Origin of the sequence: Chloroflexus sp. (assembly GCF_034431535.1) — a bacterium.
Classification (GTDB): Bacteria; Chloroflexota; Chloroflexia; order Chloroflexales; family Chloroflexaceae; genus Chloroflexus.
Genome location: NZ_DAOUDC010000017.1, coordinates 71,692 through 89,827, shown reverse-complemented (window position 1 = coordinate 89,827; position 18,136 = coordinate 71,692). Strand labels below are relative to the sequence as shown.

General features: G+C 59.3%; 15 protein-coding genes. 3 read left to right on the top strand and 12 right to left on the bottom strand.

Features of this window, described 5'->3' with window-relative positions:
* Positions 1-14: 14 nt before the first annotated feature.
* A complete protein-coding gene (locus tag U9R61_RS04640) occupies positions 15-680 on the bottom strand; it encodes a winged helix-turn-helix domain-containing protein (RefSeq protein ID WP_322487653.1) in 666 nt (221 codons plus the stop codon).
* A 150-nt stretch (positions 681-830) separates the two neighbouring features.
* Here U9R61_RS04640 and U9R61_RS04635 point away from each other — a divergent pair, with 150 nt between their 5' ends.
* Both U9R61_RS04635 and U9R61_RS04630 read left to right on the top strand, forming a co-directional pair.
* Entirely contained in the window at positions 831-2,708 is a 1,878-nt protein-coding gene (locus tag U9R61_RS04635) for a serine/threonine-protein kinase (protein WP_322487652.1), read from the top strand.
* Positions 2,709-2,767: 59 nt separating this feature from the next.
* Positions 2,768-4,210 (top strand): 1,4-alpha-glucan branching protein domain-containing protein, encoded by a 1,443-nt coding sequence (locus tag U9R61_RS04630; protein WP_322487651.1) that lies wholly within the window; start codon positions 2,768-2,770, stop codon positions 4,208-4,210.
* A gap of 23 nt (positions 4,211-4,233) precedes the next feature.
* Here the strand turns inward: U9R61_RS04630 and U9R61_RS04625 are convergent, their stop codons facing one another.
* From U9R61_RS04625 to U9R61_RS04575, 11 genes are all read right to left on the bottom strand, one after another.
* Positions 4,234-4,512 carry a hypothetical protein gene (locus U9R61_RS04625; RefSeq protein WP_322487650.1) on the bottom strand — a complete coding sequence of 93 codons (279 nt, stop codon included), beginning with the start codon at positions 4,510-4,512 and terminating at the stop codon, positions 4,234-4,236.
* An 18-nt stretch (positions 4,513-4,530) separates the two neighbouring features.
* Positions 4,531-5,061, bottom strand: a complete 531-nt coding sequence (locus U9R61_RS04620; protein WP_322487649.1) for a glycine/sarcosine/betaine reductase selenoprotein B family protein — start codon at positions 5,059-5,061, stop codon at positions 4,531-4,533.
* 258 nt (positions 5,062-5,319) lie between these two features.
* The gene (locus tag U9R61_RS04615; protein WP_322487648.1) at positions 5,320-6,192 is read right to left on the bottom strand and encodes a DUF547 domain-containing protein; all 873 of its coding nucleotides are present in this window, start codon (positions 6,190-6,192) and stop codon (positions 5,320-5,322) included.
* Positions 6,189-6,971, bottom strand: a complete 783-nt coding sequence (locus tag U9R61_RS04610) for a helical backbone metal receptor (protein WP_322487647.1) — start codon at positions 6,969-6,971, stop codon at positions 6,189-6,191. The genes U9R61_RS04615 and U9R61_RS04610 overlap by 4 nt, the downstream gene beginning before the upstream one ends.
* A gap of 19 nt (positions 6,972-6,990) precedes the next feature.
* On the bottom strand, positions 6,991-8,373 hold the full coding sequence (locus U9R61_RS04605) for a circularly permuted type 2 ATP-grasp protein (RefSeq protein ID WP_322487646.1): 1,383 nt from the start codon (positions 8,371-8,373) through the stop codon (positions 6,991-6,993).
* Positions 8,374-8,789: 416 nt separating this feature from the next.
* Positions 8,790-9,857, bottom strand: coding sequence for an ATP-grasp domain-containing protein (locus U9R61_RS04600; RefSeq protein ID WP_416208819.1), 1,068 nt, complete (start codon positions 9,855-9,857; stop codon positions 8,790-8,792).
* 79 nt (positions 9,858-9,936) lie between these two features.
* Positions 9,937-11,778: an SLC13 family permease gene (locus tag U9R61_RS04595; protein ID WP_322487644.1), complete on the bottom strand. Its 1,842-nt coding sequence runs from the start codon at positions 11,776-11,778 to the stop codon at positions 9,937-9,939.
* On the bottom strand, positions 11,778-13,181 hold the full coding sequence (locus tag U9R61_RS04590) for a glycosyltransferase family 4 protein (protein WP_322487643.1): 1,404 nt from the start codon (positions 13,179-13,181) through the stop codon (positions 11,778-11,780). The genes U9R61_RS04595 and U9R61_RS04590 overlap by 1 nt, the downstream gene beginning before the upstream one ends.
* The gene (locus U9R61_RS04585; protein ID WP_322487642.1) at positions 13,178-13,702 is read right to left on the bottom strand and encodes a type 1 glutamine amidotransferase domain-containing protein; all 525 of its coding nucleotides are present in this window, start codon (positions 13,700-13,702) and stop codon (positions 13,178-13,180) included. Before U9R61_RS04585 ends, U9R61_RS04590 begins: the two co-directional genes overlap by 4 nt.
* A 97-nt stretch (positions 13,703-13,799) precedes the next feature.
* The gene (locus U9R61_RS04580; protein WP_322487641.1) at positions 13,800-14,708 is read right to left on the bottom strand and encodes a GGDEF domain-containing protein; all 909 of its coding nucleotides are present in this window, start codon (positions 14,706-14,708) and stop codon (positions 13,800-13,802) included.
* Between the two features lie 81 nt (positions 14,709-14,789).
* A complete protein-coding gene (locus tag U9R61_RS04575) occupies positions 14,790-15,278 on the bottom strand; it encodes a putative iron-sulfur cluster-binding metallochaperone (RefSeq protein ID WP_322487640.1) in 489 nt (162 codons plus the stop codon).
* Between the two features lie 402 nt (positions 15,279-15,680).
* Here U9R61_RS04575 and U9R61_RS04570 point away from each other — a divergent pair, with 402 nt between their 5' ends.
* The gene (locus tag U9R61_RS04570) at positions 15,681-17,960 is read left to right on the top strand and encodes a histidine kinase N-terminal 7TM domain-containing protein (RefSeq protein WP_322487639.1); all 2,280 of its coding nucleotides are present in this window, start codon (positions 15,681-15,683) and stop codon (positions 17,958-17,960) included.
* Positions 17,961-18,136: the final 176 nt, after the last annotated feature.

Below are 18,136 nucleotides of genomic sequence, written 5' to 3'. Positions count from 1 at the left end.
CCGCATCATCCGCTCTAGCCCGCCGGCTCAGCGTCGGGGGCCACAATCAGCTTGTACCCAAACCCGCGCTGTGTCACCAAATACCGCGGTCGTGACGGATCGGGCTCGATCCGCTGGCGCAACCGGTAGACAAGCGCATCAATCGCATTGTAATCAAAGATGGCGTAATCCCACACCTGATTAGCGATCTCTTCCTTACTCACCACCTCACCCTGCCGGCGGTAGAGCAAGGCCAACAATTGAAACTCTTTTACCGTCAGCGGCGGTGTGAGCAACTCACCGCGAATGTACACCGACTTGGTTGGTTCATCAACCCGGATCTCAACCCGCACTGCCCGCAACAGCGCCGGGTCAAGCGTCCCTTTCATCGTTGCGGCGGGGTCGTTAAAAATAATAACGGTATCGGCAATCAAGATTTGATCGGAGTGATGCAGACTGCGCGCACCGATCAAGCGCTCTTGATTAAGGAAGGTGCCGTTCGTACTTTCAAGATCGCGAATGAAAAACCCTTCTTCCGTCTGTTCAAAGCGCGCATGGCGCCGGGAAGCGAGCGGATGATCGATAATAATATCATTCGCACCATCGCGGCCAACGGTAATAACCGGTCGATCCCACACGATTTCCCGATAGTCGCCATTACTACGTTTGACAATCAATTGCGGGGCGGGAGCGGATTGCATCGTTCACCAGCCTCCAGCTACAATATGCTTTTGAATGCGCGGATGCGATGTGGTACAATCGCTTTGACCTTGCTGATTATACCATGGCATATTCGCCTTTGGCAGGCATTGTGTTCACAGCATCGCACTGATGGGTGATCGGAGACACAGGTGAGCAGTGTTGGCGGGCGGCGTATCGGCCGATATGAGTTGATCGAAGAGCTTGGCCGTGGCGGGATGGCGCGCGTGTATCGGGCGCGTGACACCCAACTTCAGCGCATCGTTGCCCTCAAAGTGCTGGCTGCGCAACTCAGCATGGACGCAGAGTTCATTAAGCGGTTCGAGCGTGAAGCGCGCACCGCCGCTAATCTGCGCCATCCGAATATTGTGACGGTATACGACATCGGTGAGGATCAGGGTCTGCACTACATCGCAATGGAGTATATCGACGGCTTGCCCTTGCACACCATTCTCGAACGGCACGGCGTGCTTGGGCTTGGCTATGCGATTGCGCTGCTCGAACCAATTGCCGCCGCCCTCGATTATGCCCATCAGGCCGGGGCCGTCCATCGCGATATTAAGCCGCATAACATCATGGTTGATCGCAATGGCCGGGTGGTGTTGACCGATTTCGGCATTGCTCAAACGCCCGAAGCCGATGATCAACGTCTGACCCGCACCGGCGTCTTTATGGGAACGCCGGAATACATTTCACCCGAACAGGCTGAGGCCCGCCGGGTTGACGGGCGCAGCGATCTCTATTCGCTGGCCGTGGTGGCCTACGAGATTATTGCCGGACGGGTGCCGTTTAGCGGGCCAACGCCGCAATTGATCGTTGCCCACGCCCAACAACCGCCGCCGCCGATCTCGTCTATCGCCCCCAATTTGCCGACCGATTTGGATTTAGTACTGGCCCGCGCGCTGGCCAAACGCCCTGAACGCCGCTTTCAAACCGGGGCAGCCTTTATCGCGGCGCTCGGCGACATTGCTGATCGGAACGGGATTGTTCCTGCCACGGCTGCTGATCTGGCTGCGCTCGTTGTACCACCGGCCCTCAATCAAGCCGAGCCGACGATGCCGGCATTTACGGCTCAACCACGGGCTATTCCTGAGCCGCCGGCGCCACGACCAGCGCCTAGCTCATACCCACCGGCAGGCTCCAACCGGCCAGCGGCACGACCGGCTAGCGCTATCCCGAACCGCTCGGCAGCGCCAGCTAGCGCGCCAAACAACCAACCGCCACCGGTCGCACCACCGGTGCCGCCTGCGCAACCCCCGGCCCGGCGGAATACACCGGCCCTTCCGCAAGGCCAAGGAAATATTGCGGTACTCAGTGATCGTGCCGATCAACTGCCGTTTTTTATTATCGGTGGTATTTTGCTGGTGGTCGTCGTCGCGTTAATCGTGTTTGTGGCGCGCAGTTTCAGCGACAACGCCGGCCCCACACCGACGGTTCCATCCGGCCCATCGCCAACCTTGGCCGCGCCCCTGCCAACGGCTACGGCAACGTTTACGATCGTGCCGACGGCCACGCCAACCGAAACACCGTTGCCCACCGATACCCCATCACCGGTTCCGCCGTCGCCAACTGCGCCGCCGCCACCGCCGCCACCGCCAAGACCGACGGCAACGCCATCGCCAACTGCGCCACCACCACCGCCAACTGCAACGGTGACACCATCGCCTACGCCAACCGAAACGCCACCGTTGACGGCAACACCCACTGGATCGCCAACCCTAACGGGCACACCGACTACCACCGGCACCCCGACCCCGGAGGGCACACCGACTACCACCGGCACCCCAACCCCAGAGGGCACGCCGGCTACTACCGGTACCCCGACCGGCACCCCCACGCCAGAGGAGACGCCGACTACCACCGGCACCCTGACCGGCACCCCCACACCAGAGGGAACGCCGACTACCACCGGCGCCCCGACCGGCACCCCCACACCAGAGGGAACGCCAGCTACAACCAGTATCGCTACACCGACCGAAACCGCCACGTCACTGCCAACGCCAGTGCCAGTGACACCGGTGAACCCGTAAGCGCCTGTGTACTATAATGGATTGCAAAAGCCGGTGGAAATGTAATAAGCGAGGGCAAGATGCCGGTCGCGTTTGTGATTGAAGTGCATACCCCATACGTGCGCCATCCCGGGCGGCATCCTATCGGCGAAGAGCATCTGCACGCTTTTACCGCGCAGATGCTGATTCCCCTGCTTGATCTGCTCAGTGAATCGCAGCGCTACCATCTGCCGGTCACGCTCGCCTTGGCCTGCTCGCCAATTGCGCTAGAACAGTGGCGCGACCGGGTTGTCAGCAAGCATTTTGAGCAGTGGCTGGAACATAAAATTGCCCACCATCAAGCCGAACTCGCTCGCTTTGAAGCGGAAGGCAATCGCCACGGAGCGTATCTCGCGCGGTTTTACCTTGATTGGGATCGTCAAACGCTGCGCACATTTAGTACTCGCTACCAACGCAATCTGGCCGGACGGCTGCAAGAATTAGTTGTCACTGAGGTGATTACGCCGCTTTGTGTGCCGGCCAGTCACGCCATTTTACCATTGCTAAGCCGGGAGAGCCTCGTGCGAGCGCAACTCGAGCACGGTTTGCTCTACATCTCGCGCTACCTCAAACGACCAGAAGGGCTCTGGCTGCCCGGTTGCGCATGGCGGCCGGGGATCGAGCAGATCGCGCTCGACTTGGATCTCCGTTATGTCATTGTGGATCCGGCTTACACGCGCACTGACCAATTGCCCGGCTGGATCATCCCGCGCCGGCTGGCAGCGATTGGGGTCGAGAGCGACCTATCCTGCCAGATTTGGTCTACCGAATTAGGCTATCCGGGTGATCCACTCTACCGGAACGCTGCAGATCCAACCGGTTATACGGCCAATGGCATTGATGCGCCCCAGCCATACGATCCGTATGATGCACTACGGCGCGCGCAAGAGCACGCCAACCATTTCGTCGAGCAACTGCTGTACCGGTTGAATCAGTTGCCGGCTGACGCCACGATCGTGGTGCCAATTGATGCCCGCTGGTGGGGAAGCTGCTGGTTTGAAGGACCGACATGGCTGCAAGCAGTATTGACCCGCTGCGCAACTGATACTCGTCTCAGTTTGACGCAGCCGGGAACGATACTGGCCGGCTTACGCACGAGCGAGACCGTCTCGCTGCAGGCTGACCTCCAGCTTCTGCATCCCCTCTCGCGTTGGCAATCGGCCAGCGCGCAGCGTTATTGGCAGGCGCTCCACGACGCCGAACAACGGTTTGTTGATTTGATCGCGCACTATCCGGCAGTCGAAGGATTTCGCGAGCGGGTGCTGACGCAAGCGGCGCGCGAAATATTGCTGGCTGAACAGAGTGATTGGGCGGAAGATCCGCAAGAATTGGGTTGGCAACGACACCTCGATCGATTCGAGCAGTTATTTGCGCTGGCGCGCCAAGAATCGTTGAGCGCGACCGATCTCTTTACCCTTGAGCAGATCGAAACGCACGACGCGATCTTTCCGGTGTTGAATTACCGTCTGTTTGGCAAGGGGTGAGCAAAAATACCAGACGGAATTCTTCATACCTCCCACCCCGTCGGGAAGGTGTACGTTTCGCGCCGCCAGCGCCAAGCCGGCTCTAAAATCTCTCCCGGCTCGGCGAAGTAGAGACTGTGCAGCGCCGCATGCAACACGGTCACCTGTTGCGCCCGGTTCCCCGGTTCGCCTAACGGATGGCCAAACGGCCATGCCAGATGCAAGGTGCGCGGCGGACGCACCTGTTCGGCAATCGGCTTGAGACTAACGATACAGATCGTGCTAATGCCGGCATCTTCGATGCTGCGCGCGATCAGTCCCACGGACTGATTGCACAATCCTCAGGCAGGAGTGAGCAAAACGGCATCAACCTGCTCTTGTTTCAGAAAGCTGGCGACTTCAGGGGCGGTTTGCCGCAGCAAGGTTTCGAGATGGGGCGGTTCGATATGGCCCATGAAGCTGTAGCAATCAGCCAAACCGCCAATGATCCCGCGCTGCGCCAATGATCGCATCAATGCCAGCGGGAAGAGAATGTTCAGATCGCGCTCGGCGTCGGTATGGTCATAGTAGTCGTGGGTAATGGTGAGATCAGCTACCGACGTATCAGCCGGAATGCGGCGGTAGGTAGGGTCTCCGCGCGGATCAGCCATGTCAAACGGCGGTTGATCGCGCCGGTGAACACCGCCAGTCGTGACCAGCGCAAAGCGAGCTTCAGACAGCGGCTTGCGCATAGGGGTGAAGGGCACTGTATCGAAACTGAGCGCGCGGTACGCGCCACCCCACAGGCGGGCCAACGCCGGAAGCTGCGAGAAGATCTGGCCGGTCAGCCGGTAAAGATCTTTGAGTGAGCGATTGCGCCAGTCATCGGTCATAACGTCCTCTGCCATGCCTGTGCCGCTGTTAATCCTGCTTTGGTAGTATACCTGCGTTTTGGGGCTTTTAAGGGTGGACAGAACGTATCAGCGCAGATGTGGTTGAAGGCTTTGAGACGTGCCATTTCACCCTCACCCCCTCTCCCACTAGCGCGGGAGAGGGGAGTGCAAAGCTAAGCGTTGAGGCATTACCCAACGATCAACACAAATGTTCTGTTTCTCGCAACGTTTCGACGGGTTGGTCGATACCGGCTCACGTTAGCCGCGATTCAACGACCAATTATACGGACGATAGACCAAACGGCCCCGCTGCGCTTGTACCAGCCATGCCCGGCGTTCGTCATCGGGCAGCGCCTGCCGCAAGAGTTGCACAATTCCGTTGGGGCCGTCAAAATCCTCGCGGTACCAGTCGAAGATGCGCGATAGATGGATCGCGCCGCGGGCCGGATCGATAGTCACATCGGCATCAACAAAGCTGCGCATTGCCAGTTCAAGCTGGACATCGATTTGCTCGGCACTGTAGACGCCAATCGGCGGACACGAACGGCTGGCGCAATTGAGCGCAAAGTGGATCCGGACATCAGGCAGATCGATGATCCAAGCGAGGCGCGGATCCCCGGCGGCAAACTGGGGACCGGGGATGAAGGGATGGCCGCGATTAGCGCGCAGGATGCCGTGCTCGATGTCGTTGAGCGAACAACGCTGGCCGCCGATCTGATAAGCCGCAGCTTGAAAGAAGCTGAGGCCGGCCAATTCATCGGCAACACTGGTTTGGACACCAAAGGCAATGACGGCATCGATCACCAGCGCGTTGTAGAGGTTGATCCAAAAGGCCAGCTTCGTTGCCCGATCCGGCAACGAAGCCGGATCGAAGCACTGCAACTGCGGGGTGAGTTCAGTGCGGAAAGTGAGGTAAGCCGGATCAGAGCGCAAGCGATCGTAGGCCACCTGTGTGCCGCCGGCATCCATTGCCTGCGCCTTAAACTGGTTGACAGCCCGCTTGAGTTCAGCGGCTAGCGCCGCGCCATCGACCGTCGCCGCCGGCACGGGGCCAGCGTTGAGCACACTACGCGCACGATCGCCCAACGCCAATCCCATCACTGCTTCACGTAACCAGACCAATTGGCTCATACAACATTTCCTAGTAGTTGCCGAAACGAGGCGATCGCTGCGGCGGTACGCGGGCCGGGCCATGTCAAGGCCATGCCATCGCAGAACGCGATCTGGCAGCGATCAGCTACCTCAGCAAACGCCGGCAGATCGCGCTCGCTAAAGGGGTACGGCTCGCTCGGCAAGAGGATGATATCAGGATTCAGGTCTAGCAATTCGGCCAGCGGCGCGCGCGGATAGCGGCCCGACAGCGCCGCCGCCACATTGATCCCGCCGCTGAGGCGCAAGAGATCGTTGGCGTAGGTGTCTTGCCCCACCGCCATCCACGGATCACGCCAAATCAGCGCCAGCACCCGGCGTGCAGGCACCGGCGGATCAGCCATAGCCGCCTGTATTTCAGCGATCATTGGCGCAGCCGTCGCCGCCACCCCAAGCACTTCGGCTAGCGCCGCCAACTGTGTAGCGGCATGGGCCACACTGCGAATGGCGGTGACATAGACATTGACACCGGCAGCGGCCAAGGCTAGCACATCGCGCTCACGGTTCTCTTCTTGCTCGGCGATGAGCAGATCGGGGCGCAGCGAGAGAACCGCTGTCCGATCCGGGTTTTTGGTGCCGCGCAGGCGCGGCAGATGCGCAATGGCCACCGACGGTTCGATGCAATAGTCGGTAATCCCCACCACCCGCTCACCGGCTCCCACGCTAAACAGCCACTCGGTCATACTCGGCACCAACGAGACAATCCGTTGTGGCGGTGCAGCCAGCTCGATTGTCCGGCCAAGGGCATCACGCACCTGCATCACGCCCTCCTCACGGTGATCAACCATCGATCACGAAGACTGGCACCGTGCTGCCACCGCCGGCAGTGACATTGAGCAACGTCACCGTTGACAGCCGGCACAGACAGCCATTGACTTCGGTGCCAAACAGGAACGGATCGCTATCCACCAATCGCTCGCCGATCACAACCTGCCCGTCAACCAATGCCGGATACGGCTCATACGCGATGGTCACGCGCTCTTGCACCACAAACGGTGCAGCGAGGGCCGCGTTCAGCGCGGCTTCCCACTCGGCGACGCTCACCTCCCAACCGATAGTAATCCCCTTGCCGCCGTACTCATCGTTCGGCTTCAACAACAGCCGCTCGCGATTCGCGCGGGCAAACGCCAGCAAATCAATCGTCTCACCCTGATAAGTCGTCTGGCTAGGCCGCACCACGCGCGTCCACGGCACATGAGCGGCGACGGCGGCGCGCTGCTCGGCGCTGAGCGGATCATAGAACCGTTCGTCGGACAGCAGGGCAAACAGCGACTTCTTGTGTAGCAGTTTAGCGCGGAACGAATTAACGATCACGCATACGCCAGCGGCATACGCCTGTACCAGCGGATGACTGAGCGCGTCATCACCGTAGTGGGTGAGAAACTCGCTGGTCAACACCCGCTTAAAGACGATCGTGACCAGCGTCTCGCTACCGTCTTCCAACCGCGCCCACAACTGGCCATCGTGGAAGGCGAGGTCTTGCGGCGCGCAGATCACTGCCGGCAAGCCGTGCTCGTTGAAATAGCGCCGGAACATCTCGAATTCAGTGGCAGTCGGCACACCGCGCCAATCGACAATCGCCACTCGCGGCTCGTGGCCGGGACTACCGGCTGCGCGCCAGCAATCCATCAGCGTGCGCAGCATGTACGGGCGGGCAGGCAACGGTATCAGCGGATAGCGCTTGGCGAACTCTGCCATCACCGGCATGGCCAAAAAGGCCTGCGCCAGTAAATCTTCGTAAGCAATCGCCGCTGGACTTTCCGCGTTGTACTCAACAAATTGCAGCGAAGACCCATCCACCGTGAGGAAGGTATCCATGCGAGAATGGGCGCTCGGTTCGAGATAACCGGGATGCATCGCGATCAGCCGCTCTTCGAGGGGGGTGAGCATCAAGATATCGCGCACCGCTTGTCCGGTTTCGTTATTCTCAAGCGATGCCGCCACGATCGCGCGCGCCGCTTCAGCGACGTGTTGCGTTCCCCGTCGTAACAAATCGTACTGCGATGCCGTAATCAAGCGCGGACGCAGCACAGTGGACAGCGGACGCTCGCCGAAATAGAGCTGGCGGGCGCGCATCTCTTCGGTCAGCCGCTGCCACGACGCGGCTGCCAGCGCCGGATCGAGCAGAGCGTGGTAATCGGCAATTGCCTGCGCAAGAGTCATAATCGTTCCTTATCGGTCTCGAGACAACGTGTAATGCCCCACCCCGGACTTTTCTGAATAGCCACAAAGAGACACAAACGACACAAAAAATATAACACGAGATTACTTGTGTGTGTTTTGCGGCGACTCAGCAAGGCGCAAAGGGAGCAAAGGTGCAGAGATTCGTAACGCAAAGGCGCGAAGCGCACAGAGGGCGCAAAGAGCTTCCCACTTGTCATTGCGAGCCGAGCGTAGGGGCAGAGCCGTGCTCTGCCCCCGCGAGGCGAAGCAATCTCCCACAAGGGCGAGCTTCGTGTGCCCCGCCCCGTCACTCTTTGCATAGCCACGAAGAGACACAAAAGACACAAAAATATCATTATATTCTCGTGTCTTTTGTGTATTTTTATGGCTATTCCCCAACGGGAATGGGATGAATCTTACGCCTCTTCAGCCGCCTTCTTCTTGCGCGTTGTCCGGCGCTTCGGCGCTGCCGGCGCTTCGGCAGCCGGCGGGTCACTGTTGGGGACAGCTTCCGGCGCAGCCACCGGCGCGACAGCCGGGGCCATCGGGCCGTTCAACAAACGATGCCATGCGAACGCTTCCGGCTTGGCCCGGCCTTGCAAAGCCAGATCGATGATGAAATCGGCCATCGTGCGCACCACCCAGTCGAAGTAGTAGGGCGTGAGCGAATTGACATCGAAGTCGGGCGCGGGGTTGGTGAAGTCAATCGCATACGCAACGCCGTCGCGGATGGCGAACTCGACCGTGTTCATGTCGTAGCCGAGGGCCTGATTCAGCTTGAGCGCGCCCTCCACCACCTGCCGGCCTTCATCAGGGGTCAGGTAGTTATCGTCGCGGAAGTAGCGGTGCGGCCACGGCGCATTGGCATCAAACTTGATCGTCATAATGTGGCGGCGACCGATCACGATGCAGCGCACGTACTTCTCCCATGCAATGTACTCTTGCAGCATCATGCACTCGATGCCGGTCTCGTTGTAGGCGCGCCACAACTCCTCATACGAATGCACTTTGTAGACCTTCTTAAAACCACCGCCCCATGCTGGCTTGAGAATGACCGGGAAGCCGCCGACATAATCGACGTGCTCTTTCCACGGAATCGGGTATTGCAGATTGCGCAGCGATTCTTCGACCACGCCCTCGATGTAGGAGTGCGACGGCAGCGCCACTGTGCGCGGATGGGGAATGCCAAGCGCCGTCGCCAACGAGGCGCCAAAAAACTTATCATCAGCGCTCCACCAGAAGGGGTTATTGACAATGCGGGTGCCGCTGAGCGCTGCCGTCTTGAGAAACGTGCGGTAGTACGGGATCTCATGGCTGATGCGATCGACAATCACGTCGTAGTCGCACAACTCGGCCATGCGCGTTCCACCAAGCTTGATGAACTCGGCCCACACGCCAGCATGACGCCGATTGACCTCTTCGATGAAGGCGGGCGGCCACGACCACTCGCGACCGACGAGAATGCCGATCTTTTTGACACTCACCATAAACCTCCTTATATAGCAACAGGTATCGTTTCACAAACCGGCAAGGCTGATTGTAGCATAAAGCGTGCCGCTCCGATCACCACGGAAAGATCAACGGCGCCACTAGCAGACAAATCATCAGCACAACGACCTGCAACGGGATGCCGGCGCGGGCATAATCGGCAAACCGATAGCCTCCCGGCACCAGCACGAGCGTGTTGACTGGCGAGGCGATCGGAGTGGCAAAGGCCGTCGAAGCGGCAATCGCCGCCGTGATGACGAGCGGCTCCGGCGCTAAGCCTAGCTGCTGCGCAATCCCCAACGCAATCGGCATCATCAACACGGCCGTAGCGGTATTCGAGATGAACTGGCTGAGAAAGCTGGTGATGATGAACACGCCAGCCAGCACCACCAACGGTGAGAACGCACCGAGCGCAGTTGCCAGCTCGTTGGCGATCAAGGTCGCGCCACCAGTCTTCGTGAGCGCTGTCGCCATCGGCAACATCGCCGCAATCAACACTAAGCTCTCCCAACTGAGGCGGCGATAGATATCACTGAGCGGTACACAGCCGGTGATAACCATTGCCACTGCCGCCACCAAGGCCACCGTGACGGTCGGCAACCAACCACCGGCCATCACGACCAACATTGCCAGCATAATCGCAATGGCCAATAGCGCGCGCCGGCTGAGCCGGCCGCCGCTGACGGCCAGATCGCGCGGCAGCGCCACCACTGCCAGATCGCCAAAGGTGCGTTGGTCGCGCACGATCGCCTCAAGGCGAGCCGGCGGGCCGGCAACCAGCAACGTATCGCCAAAGCGCAGCGTTTCGTGGGTTGGGTCGCCAGCGAGTGGCTGGCCCAAGCGACGCGCCCCCAACACCGTCACGCCAAACAGTTGGCGCAGCTCGGAAGCAACCACCGTCTGGCCAATAAAACGCGACCGCGGGGTAAGCGCCACTTCCATCACCGGCAAATCCGGCCCAAACGGCAGATCGGGCCGCGGTGCTTGCGGAATCAAACGCTCGGCGCGGCAGAGCGCCGCTACCGCCGCCTCATCACCGATCACATCGAGCAGATCGTCAGCGAGCACGCGCGTCGCCGCAGTAACCGCGCGCGCCGGGCCGGGAGCTGGCCGATTGGCCGGCCAGCGGCGAATCCCCACTACCGTCACCCCATACCGGCTATGCAAACGCGCCTCGGCCAGCGTCAAACCGGTCAGCGGCGAATCGGCGGCGACCCGCACCTGCGCCAACCCCTCGGTCAAGCGGTACTCGGCAGCTAGTTCAGCCAGCGTTGGCCCGCGCGTCTCACTTGTCACCGGCGCAACTCGTGCTGGCAACAGCCAATGCCCAAACAGCACGATCACGAGCGTGATTGCGATTACGACCAAGCCGCCGATCGGGGAAAAACTAAAAAAGCCGAGCGGAGGTCTCCCAGCAGCTACTAAAGCATCGGCGGCAATGAGGTTAGGCGGCGTACCAACAAGCGTCAGCATCCCTCCGGCCAGAGCCGCATACGCCAGCGGCAACAACAAGCGCGACGGGCTCAGGCCGGCGCGACGGGCCAAATTGACCGCAATCGGCAGCATAATCGCCACTGTGCCGGTCGAGCTGATGAACGCCGACAGCACGGCCACCGGAATCATCAACGTCACTAGGATCCGGCGTTCGTTGTTCCCGGCAATCTGGCCCAACCGCTGGCCGATCCACGCCGCCACGCCGGTCTGGAACAGGCCATCGCCAACCACCATGAGTGCGGCTATCAGCAATACGGTTGTATCACCAAACCCGGCCACCGCCTCGGCAGGGGTGAGGATGCCGCTCAACATCAGCACCAGCATCCCCATGATCGCAACTAGATCGAGCCGGATGCGATCGCTGACGAACAGCGCGATCATCACCCCCAGCACGATAAACACAAAAGCGATGTCGTTTGTCATTACGTCAATTCATCAATCCGCGCCGCAACCGAACGCAGCGCCGCGGTATCGTCTTCGGTCAAGCCAATTTCGGCAGCCGCACGTGCCGCCGCTTGCACCAACAGCGAAGGCGGCGCCGCAGTCGGCTGCGCCGGTGATGCCAACGAAGCTACCGGCGCCAAGGGCGGGGCCGGATCCCAGAGCGGCTCGGCGCGGAGCAAACGCGGGACCGGCCAACCGTAGACCGCGGCCAAAAAGCCGATCGTCGCCCGCGCCGCGCCGGGCAAGGTATGGTTGGTCACTACATACGCCCGCGCCCGCGCCCCTAAGGCCGCCGCCAGCGCCGGATCAGCCAGCAAGCGCCGGCAATAGGCAACGATCATATCGGTTTCGCACTCGTCAACATCGACCTGCGCCACCACGTCGGGCGGCAATTCGCAGAAAGCATCAACTGCGCTGACGAGCGTCGGCTTGCCTGCGCCGAGCAGACGCAACAGGCTAGCGCTGGTTTCACCGGCGGTCGGGTAACGCAAATTCAGGCAGACGTCGGTCGCAGCGACATAATCCTCAAACCGTGATCGCTCGACATAGCCGGTGACGGTCACGGCTGCTTGCAGGCCGAGCCGCTGGATCACACTCTTGAGAGCATAATTGGGTGAAACGGAACCAACCAACACACCGTGGGCATCGATCCCCTCCCGGCGCAAGGCGGATAGCGCCCGCAGGGTTGGTTCGATCCGCTTCCATGCATTGATATTGCCAAACGTCGCCAACAACGGGCGTTCGAGCGGGATGCCCAACCGCCGGCGCGCCTCGTTGCGATCAATCACTGGCGGCAACGGCACCCCCATCGGCACGAGACCGCGCGGGAGATCGGGCCGGATGGCCGCCACCCGTTCCAACAGATACCGGCTATGCCCAATCACCGCCTTGGCGGCGGCTAGTACATCTTCATTGCACGGAAACGAAAACGCCGCTTCGCTAAAGCGCGAACGGATCATGAGCTGAGCGACGTTCTCGCCCTCCACGCCGTAGCGCGCCCGCATCATCGCCACGTAGCGCTTTACGTCGCGCTGCACATTCGCCGCGTACCACACCATAAAGTGATGCAGCACGAAATCATGCATCACCATCACGCCGGGAACGCGCTGCGCAACCCGCCAGATGCCGGCATGGGCCGGGCTATTGCCCATGTGGTAAACAATCGCATCAAACGCTCCTCGCCGGGCGAGCCGTTCGAGCTTGCGGATGGGCAAGACCGTGAAATGCCGCTCAAGCTGAGGATTTGTCGGGCGCAATCCATCCTCAACAAACAGCGTGATTTCGGCGTATTGGGCGAGGTAGGGCAGCAACTCCTCGCTATAATCGGAAATCCCCGACGGGGCTGGGTTGACGGGTGAGCAATAAGCGATGCGCGGGGTCATGCACGCTCCACCAAAGCCGCCACCAGTTCGCGGCAGAAGGCGGGAATATCAGCCACCACCCGCCCCCAGACCAGATGGTCATCGCGGAAGGCCGCTTCATCCACCCACGTCGCGCCGGCATTGATCAGATCGTCCTTGATTCCGGTCGAGCCAGTAGCCGGACGACCGCGCACAATCCCGGCGGAAATCGCAATCGAACCGCCGTGGCAGATAATCCCGATCACCTTGCCGGCGGCATCCATCGCGCGCACCAGATCGGTCACCGCCTGATAGCGGCGCAGCTTATCCGGCGCCCAGCCGCCGGGCAACACTAAGCCAAACAGGTCATCAGCGCGCAATTCAGCAATGGTCGTCGTGGGGGTGATCTCTAGCCCGTTCTTACCACGCACCGGACGCAGATCGAGCCCGGCGGCCAACACCTGCGCACACTCTTCTTGCAGGCGCATCAGCGGCACATAAAACTCAAGGTCTTCCACCCCTTCAGCCAGCAGAATCGCTATCCGTTTGCCTGCTAGTCGCATAATTGGCACTGCCTTACTATTGTAGCGACGCTGCAAGGCAACGTCGCTAGCGTTGAGACCACAAGGTGTGCGGCAGTTACACTGCCGCATTTCATAGCTACGGCTTGCCTGTCGCCGGCAATGGCCGCACACAATTGCCGCCGGCTACTTTTGCCGCATACAGCGCTTCGCTCACCCGCGTCAGCAATTCAGCCGCATTGCGCGCATTGCGGGGAAAGGCGGCTACGCCGATAGAAATCGTCACTTGCAGATCAAGCGTACTAGGGCGAATCACCGTCTGCGCCACTGCCGCACGCCACTGTTCAGCGCGGTGCAAGATGGTTTCTAGCGTCACCCGCGGTAATACCAACAGCAATTCATCGCTGCCGTAGCGACAGAAAATATCGCCGCCGCGCACTTGCCGGCCAATCAGATTTGCCAGATGTTGCAACACCGCATCGCCGAGCGCGCGGCCAAACTGCCAATTCACCTGCTCAAGCTGGTCAATATCGATCAACGCCACGCTGAGCACCACCTGCTCGCGATCGGCGCGCCGCAGCTCGCGTTCTAACGTCTCGTTAAGATAACGGCGGGTATACAACCCGGTAAGGGGATCACGGATCTGTTCGTTCTGCAACCGCACCGTCAACGCCTGGACTTGCGCCCGTGCCTCGGCGAGTTGCTGACGGCGCATCTGCTCGATCTGCCAACGGATCTGCGCAGTACTGATGGCGCGATGCAAACAGATCGGTTGCAGATCGGCCATCGTGATGACTTCGTGAGCGCCGGCTCGCAAGACTTCACCGATCGCAGCAATATCGGCAACTAATCCGATCAGCGGTGCTTGTTCAGCTCGGGCTGCAAGATTAGCCGGGATCGCGACGCGCAGATCGATCAAATGTGGATGGGAGAGATGAACCTCCGTAGCCGACACCAGTTGCCATTCTGCACCTAGTAAGGTCTGTAGATGATCGATCAAATCGTGATCGGTTGTAATGATCGAGATAGTTGTCTCAGCCGTGGTCATAATCATTTTGTGAGAGTGCTGACCGATTGCTGCGACAACGATAGCATACTTCACTGCTCTCGACAAGGATATTTAGAACTTCTAACTATTCTCTTGAGCGCGGATGATGCGCATGACATTCCCCAAACAACATACACCCTGCGGATTCCGGAGATCGCATGCACACTGGTCGGCAGCAATACCGGCTTTAATATCAGCAACAATCGCTTCGTAATTGGCCTGGCTCGCTCCGCTCAGATCACCTACCCGATACCGGAAACAGTAGCACACAAACACATCTGGTTGGTGAGCTTCCTTCTGAAACACGCGCTCACGAACGTGATCTACCGTTAGTGTCTGTAAACCATCATTGCTGAAGTACACAACCGGACAATCTGCCGTTTGACAAAACCGGTACTCTCGTGCCGTTACCCGCCGCAAACTGATCGCAGCTAACGCACGTACCGTTTGGATTGGCACCTTTTTACCGGTTGCCTGACAAGACGGACACAGATTAGCCGAAGACTGAGGTAGCTTCGCGTCACCTGTTACCGCACTCGCATCTACCACACAACCGTAAGGGGTACACATATACCATCCCTTTCACTACCGATTTGTTACATACACTGAAGATACACCTTCCAGCAACTGGAATGTCAAGTGACTATCGAGAAGGCAGCATATATTCTGTTGATAACAGTTCGGTAGCGAGTACTTCGTGTCGAGCGACTCCGTTGTCATGCAGTGTATCGGTAGATGGCATGGTCAAGAATCACAACAAAACCTACAGGGGAGCAGAGGTGTGAGCCAAAGCAAAGCCGGGTATCGCATCAGTATAATGTGAAAGATACCGCACCTCTTGTCGTTTATCGTTTTAAGGTATAATAATCGGTATAGGCCGAACCTATATTCTGGATGCTGCAACAAGACCATTCGAGGTAAACCAATCTTGTTTGCAAGACCACCAATGCGCACATAGGGTGAGACGCGAGCATGGCGGCAATTCCCTTCATGATGATTTACCTGATCCCGGCCATTATCGCAGCCGGATTGGTAATGTTCATGTGGCAACGCCGTTACTATCGCGGTGGAAGACCATTTACCTTGTTACTGATCGCTATTGCATGGTGGAATCTCTGTCATGCGCTCAGCATCATAGACACGACCTTTGAAGGGACACTCTTCTGGTCGTTGTTGCAGAATTTAGGGATCGTACTGATCGGACCGTGTTGGCTCTTAATCGCACTCGCCTATTCCGGTGAGTGGTGGCGGGTGGCGCGCTGGTTGCGGCGCGGCATCTTTGTGCCCGAATTCATTTCGCTGGTGCTGGCACTGACGAACAATCTCCATTATCTCTGGTGGGCGACGGTCGAAGCCGACACTTCACGCCCCTTCCTCTGGCTGTCAGTCACCCGCGGACCAGCGTTCTGGTTTCACACCGTATATGCGTATGTCTGTCTGGCGATCGGCATTATCGTGCTGGCCCGCGCCTCGTGGCAAGCACCGCCGGTGCATCGCTACCATGCCCGCCTGATGCTCACCGCAGCGCTCATTCCGGCTGCCGGCAATATCGCTTTTCTTGGCGGGTTAAAGGTGCCGTGGAACGATGATCCGACGCCAATCTTGCTCTTTATCTCGGCAGCGCTTGGTATTTACACAACGATGCGCTACCGGCTGTACGATTTAGCTCCGCTGGCCGAGCAAGAAGTCATCGCTGGCTTGCCTGACGGCCTGATCGTGCTCGATAGCCGTGGACTGGTCGCCGAGATCAATCAGCACGCACCCCGGTTGCTTGGCGTGCATAGCGATCGCTGGATTGGCCGCCCCTTAACCCAACTGGTCGCCTCCTCGCCATTTGGGCGCGATCTGCAACATCTGCTGAACACAACCATCACAGCGCCGACTCGTCCGGTTATTCTCGACAACGGCTCCCAAGCGATCGAAGTGCGCATCCGTCCGCTCCAATCCGCCGCCGGGATTGCGACCGGATCGCTGGTGTTGATTCGCGATGTGAGCGAGCGGATGCGGGCCGAGCAAGAGCGCGCGCGCCACATCGCTGCGCTGCGCCTGATCAACGCCATTGCCCGCAGCGCCAACAACGCGCAAGAAACCGGCTCGTTGCTCAATACGATCGCACGTATTATTGTGCGCGAAGGCCATTGGGAACGGGTTTCGATTGGCCTGATCGACGAATCGCAGCAGCGTATCACCGTGGTCGTTGACCTCACTACCTATGGCGTCGGCCAGTTGCAGAACGAAATCATAAGCGGCGCTGCCGCTACAACCTTAATCCAGCGCATCCAACAAGGACGGCCAGAATTGATCAATCTGGCCGAACTCACCGAGGAAGATCCGTTGGCAATCGGCTTACGTCAAGCAGGATTGCAATCGCTGTTGCTGGTTCCGCTCCGGCATGAACACCATGCGACTGGCATCTTAGGGTTAGCGACTAGTGCGCCCAAGACGATGACGCCGACCCTGAGCGAGTTGGTCACTGCCATCGGTGAATTGATTACCGATGCGATTATCCGCATCCGCCTCTACGAGCAAGTCCAACGGGCCGACCGGCTCAAAACCGGTTTTCTCGCCACCGTCAGCCACGAGTTACGCACGCCGCTGACCTCCATTATCGGCTATACCGATATGCTGCGGCGCGGCGTGTTAGGCGAACTCAGCCCCGACGTGCAAGAGACGCTCGGCTATATGAAGCAGTCGAGCCTCACGCTGATGCGCTTGATTAGCGATATTCTGGAGTTTTCGCGCATGGAGGCCGGCCAACTTGAGATGGAGGTAGAGCCGGTCGAGGTAAGTGCAATTATTCAGAATGTAGCCGGGCAGATGTTACCGCAGGCCCACGAACGCAATTTGGCGTTGTTAGTGAATATCCCTTCTGAATTACCGAAGGTGATGGCTCATGCTGGCCGGCTAGAACAGGTGCTGATCAATCTGGTCAGTAACGCGATTAAATTCAACCGTCCAGATGGGCAGGTGGAAATCTGTGCTGAACCACGCGGCGAATGGGTGCGCATTTGCGTCAAAGACACCGGTGTGGGCATTGCCCCCGACGATCAAGAGCGGATCTTTGAAGAGTTTCAGCGCGTCCGCCAGCCAAACGGGCAGAAGGTGCATGGCGTCGGCTTAGGCCTTGCCATCTGCCGCCGTTTAATCACGTATATGGGTGGAAACGTTGGGGTCAAGAGCACCCTCGGCGAAGGATCAACCTTCTTCTGTGATCTGCCGGTGGTATCGGTATCGCGGATCGTAGGGGAATGAGCTGGCGCATGACCGTACCCCCGATTCTGTTTAATGCCGCCATCTCTCTCGCTGCCAAGCAGCGGCCGCTCCTAGCGCGCCGGGCGCTACCCGGGTTGCCGTCGCGGCGGCGATGCGAGCGAACGGGGTGGTATAACGAACGCGGCTGAGCCGCATTCTCCCACCGATGAGCCCGC

What these genes read in the sequence shown, in the direction of transcription:
- U9R61_RS04640 (WP_322487653.1), bottom strand. Translation starts at nt 680, where the DNA reads ATGCAATCCGCTCCCGCCCCGCAATTGATTGTCAAACGTAGTAATGGC.
- U9R61_RS04630 (WP_322487651.1), top strand. Translation starts at nt 2,768, where the DNA reads ATGCCGGTCGCGTTTGTGATTGAAGTGCATACCCCATACGTGCGCCAT.
- U9R61_RS04620 (WP_322487649.1), bottom strand. Translation starts at nt 5,061, where the DNA reads ATGACCGATGACTGGCGCAATCGCTCACTCAAAGATCTTTACCGGCTG.
- U9R61_RS04615 (WP_322487648.1), bottom strand. Translation starts at nt 6,192, where the DNA reads ATGAGCCAATTGGTCTGGTTACGTGAAGCAGTGATGGGATTGGCGTTG.
- U9R61_RS04610 (WP_322487647.1), bottom strand. Translation starts at nt 6,971, where the DNA reads ATGCAGGTGCGTGATGCCCTTGGCCGGACAATCGAGCTGGCTGCACCG.
- U9R61_RS04605 (WP_322487646.1), bottom strand. Translation starts at nt 8,373, where the DNA reads ATGACTCTTGCGCAGGCAATTGCCGATTACCACGCTCTGCTCGATCCG.
- U9R61_RS04595 (WP_322487644.1), bottom strand. Translation starts at nt 11,778, where the DNA reads ATGACAAACGACATCGCTTTTGTGTTTATCGTGCTGGGGGTGATGATC.
- U9R61_RS04590 (WP_322487643.1), bottom strand. Translation starts at nt 13,181, where the DNA reads ATGACCCCGCGCATCGCTTATTGCTCACCCGTCAACCCAGCCCCGTCG.
- U9R61_RS04585 (WP_322487642.1), bottom strand. Translation starts at nt 13,702, where the DNA reads ATGCGACTAGCAGGCAAACGGATAGCGATTCTGCTGGCTGAAGGGGTG.
- U9R61_RS04580 (WP_322487641.1), bottom strand. Translation starts at nt 14,708, where the DNA reads ATGACCACGGCTGAGACAACTATCTCGATCATTACAACCGATCACGAT.
- U9R61_RS04575 (WP_322487640.1), bottom strand. Translation starts at nt 15,278, where the DNA reads ATGTGTACCCCTTACGGTTGTGTGGTAGATGCGAGTGCGGTAACAGGT.
- U9R61_RS04570 (WP_322487639.1), top strand. Translation starts at nt 15,681, where the DNA reads ATGGCGGCAATTCCCTTCATGATGATTTACCTGATCCCGGCCATTATC.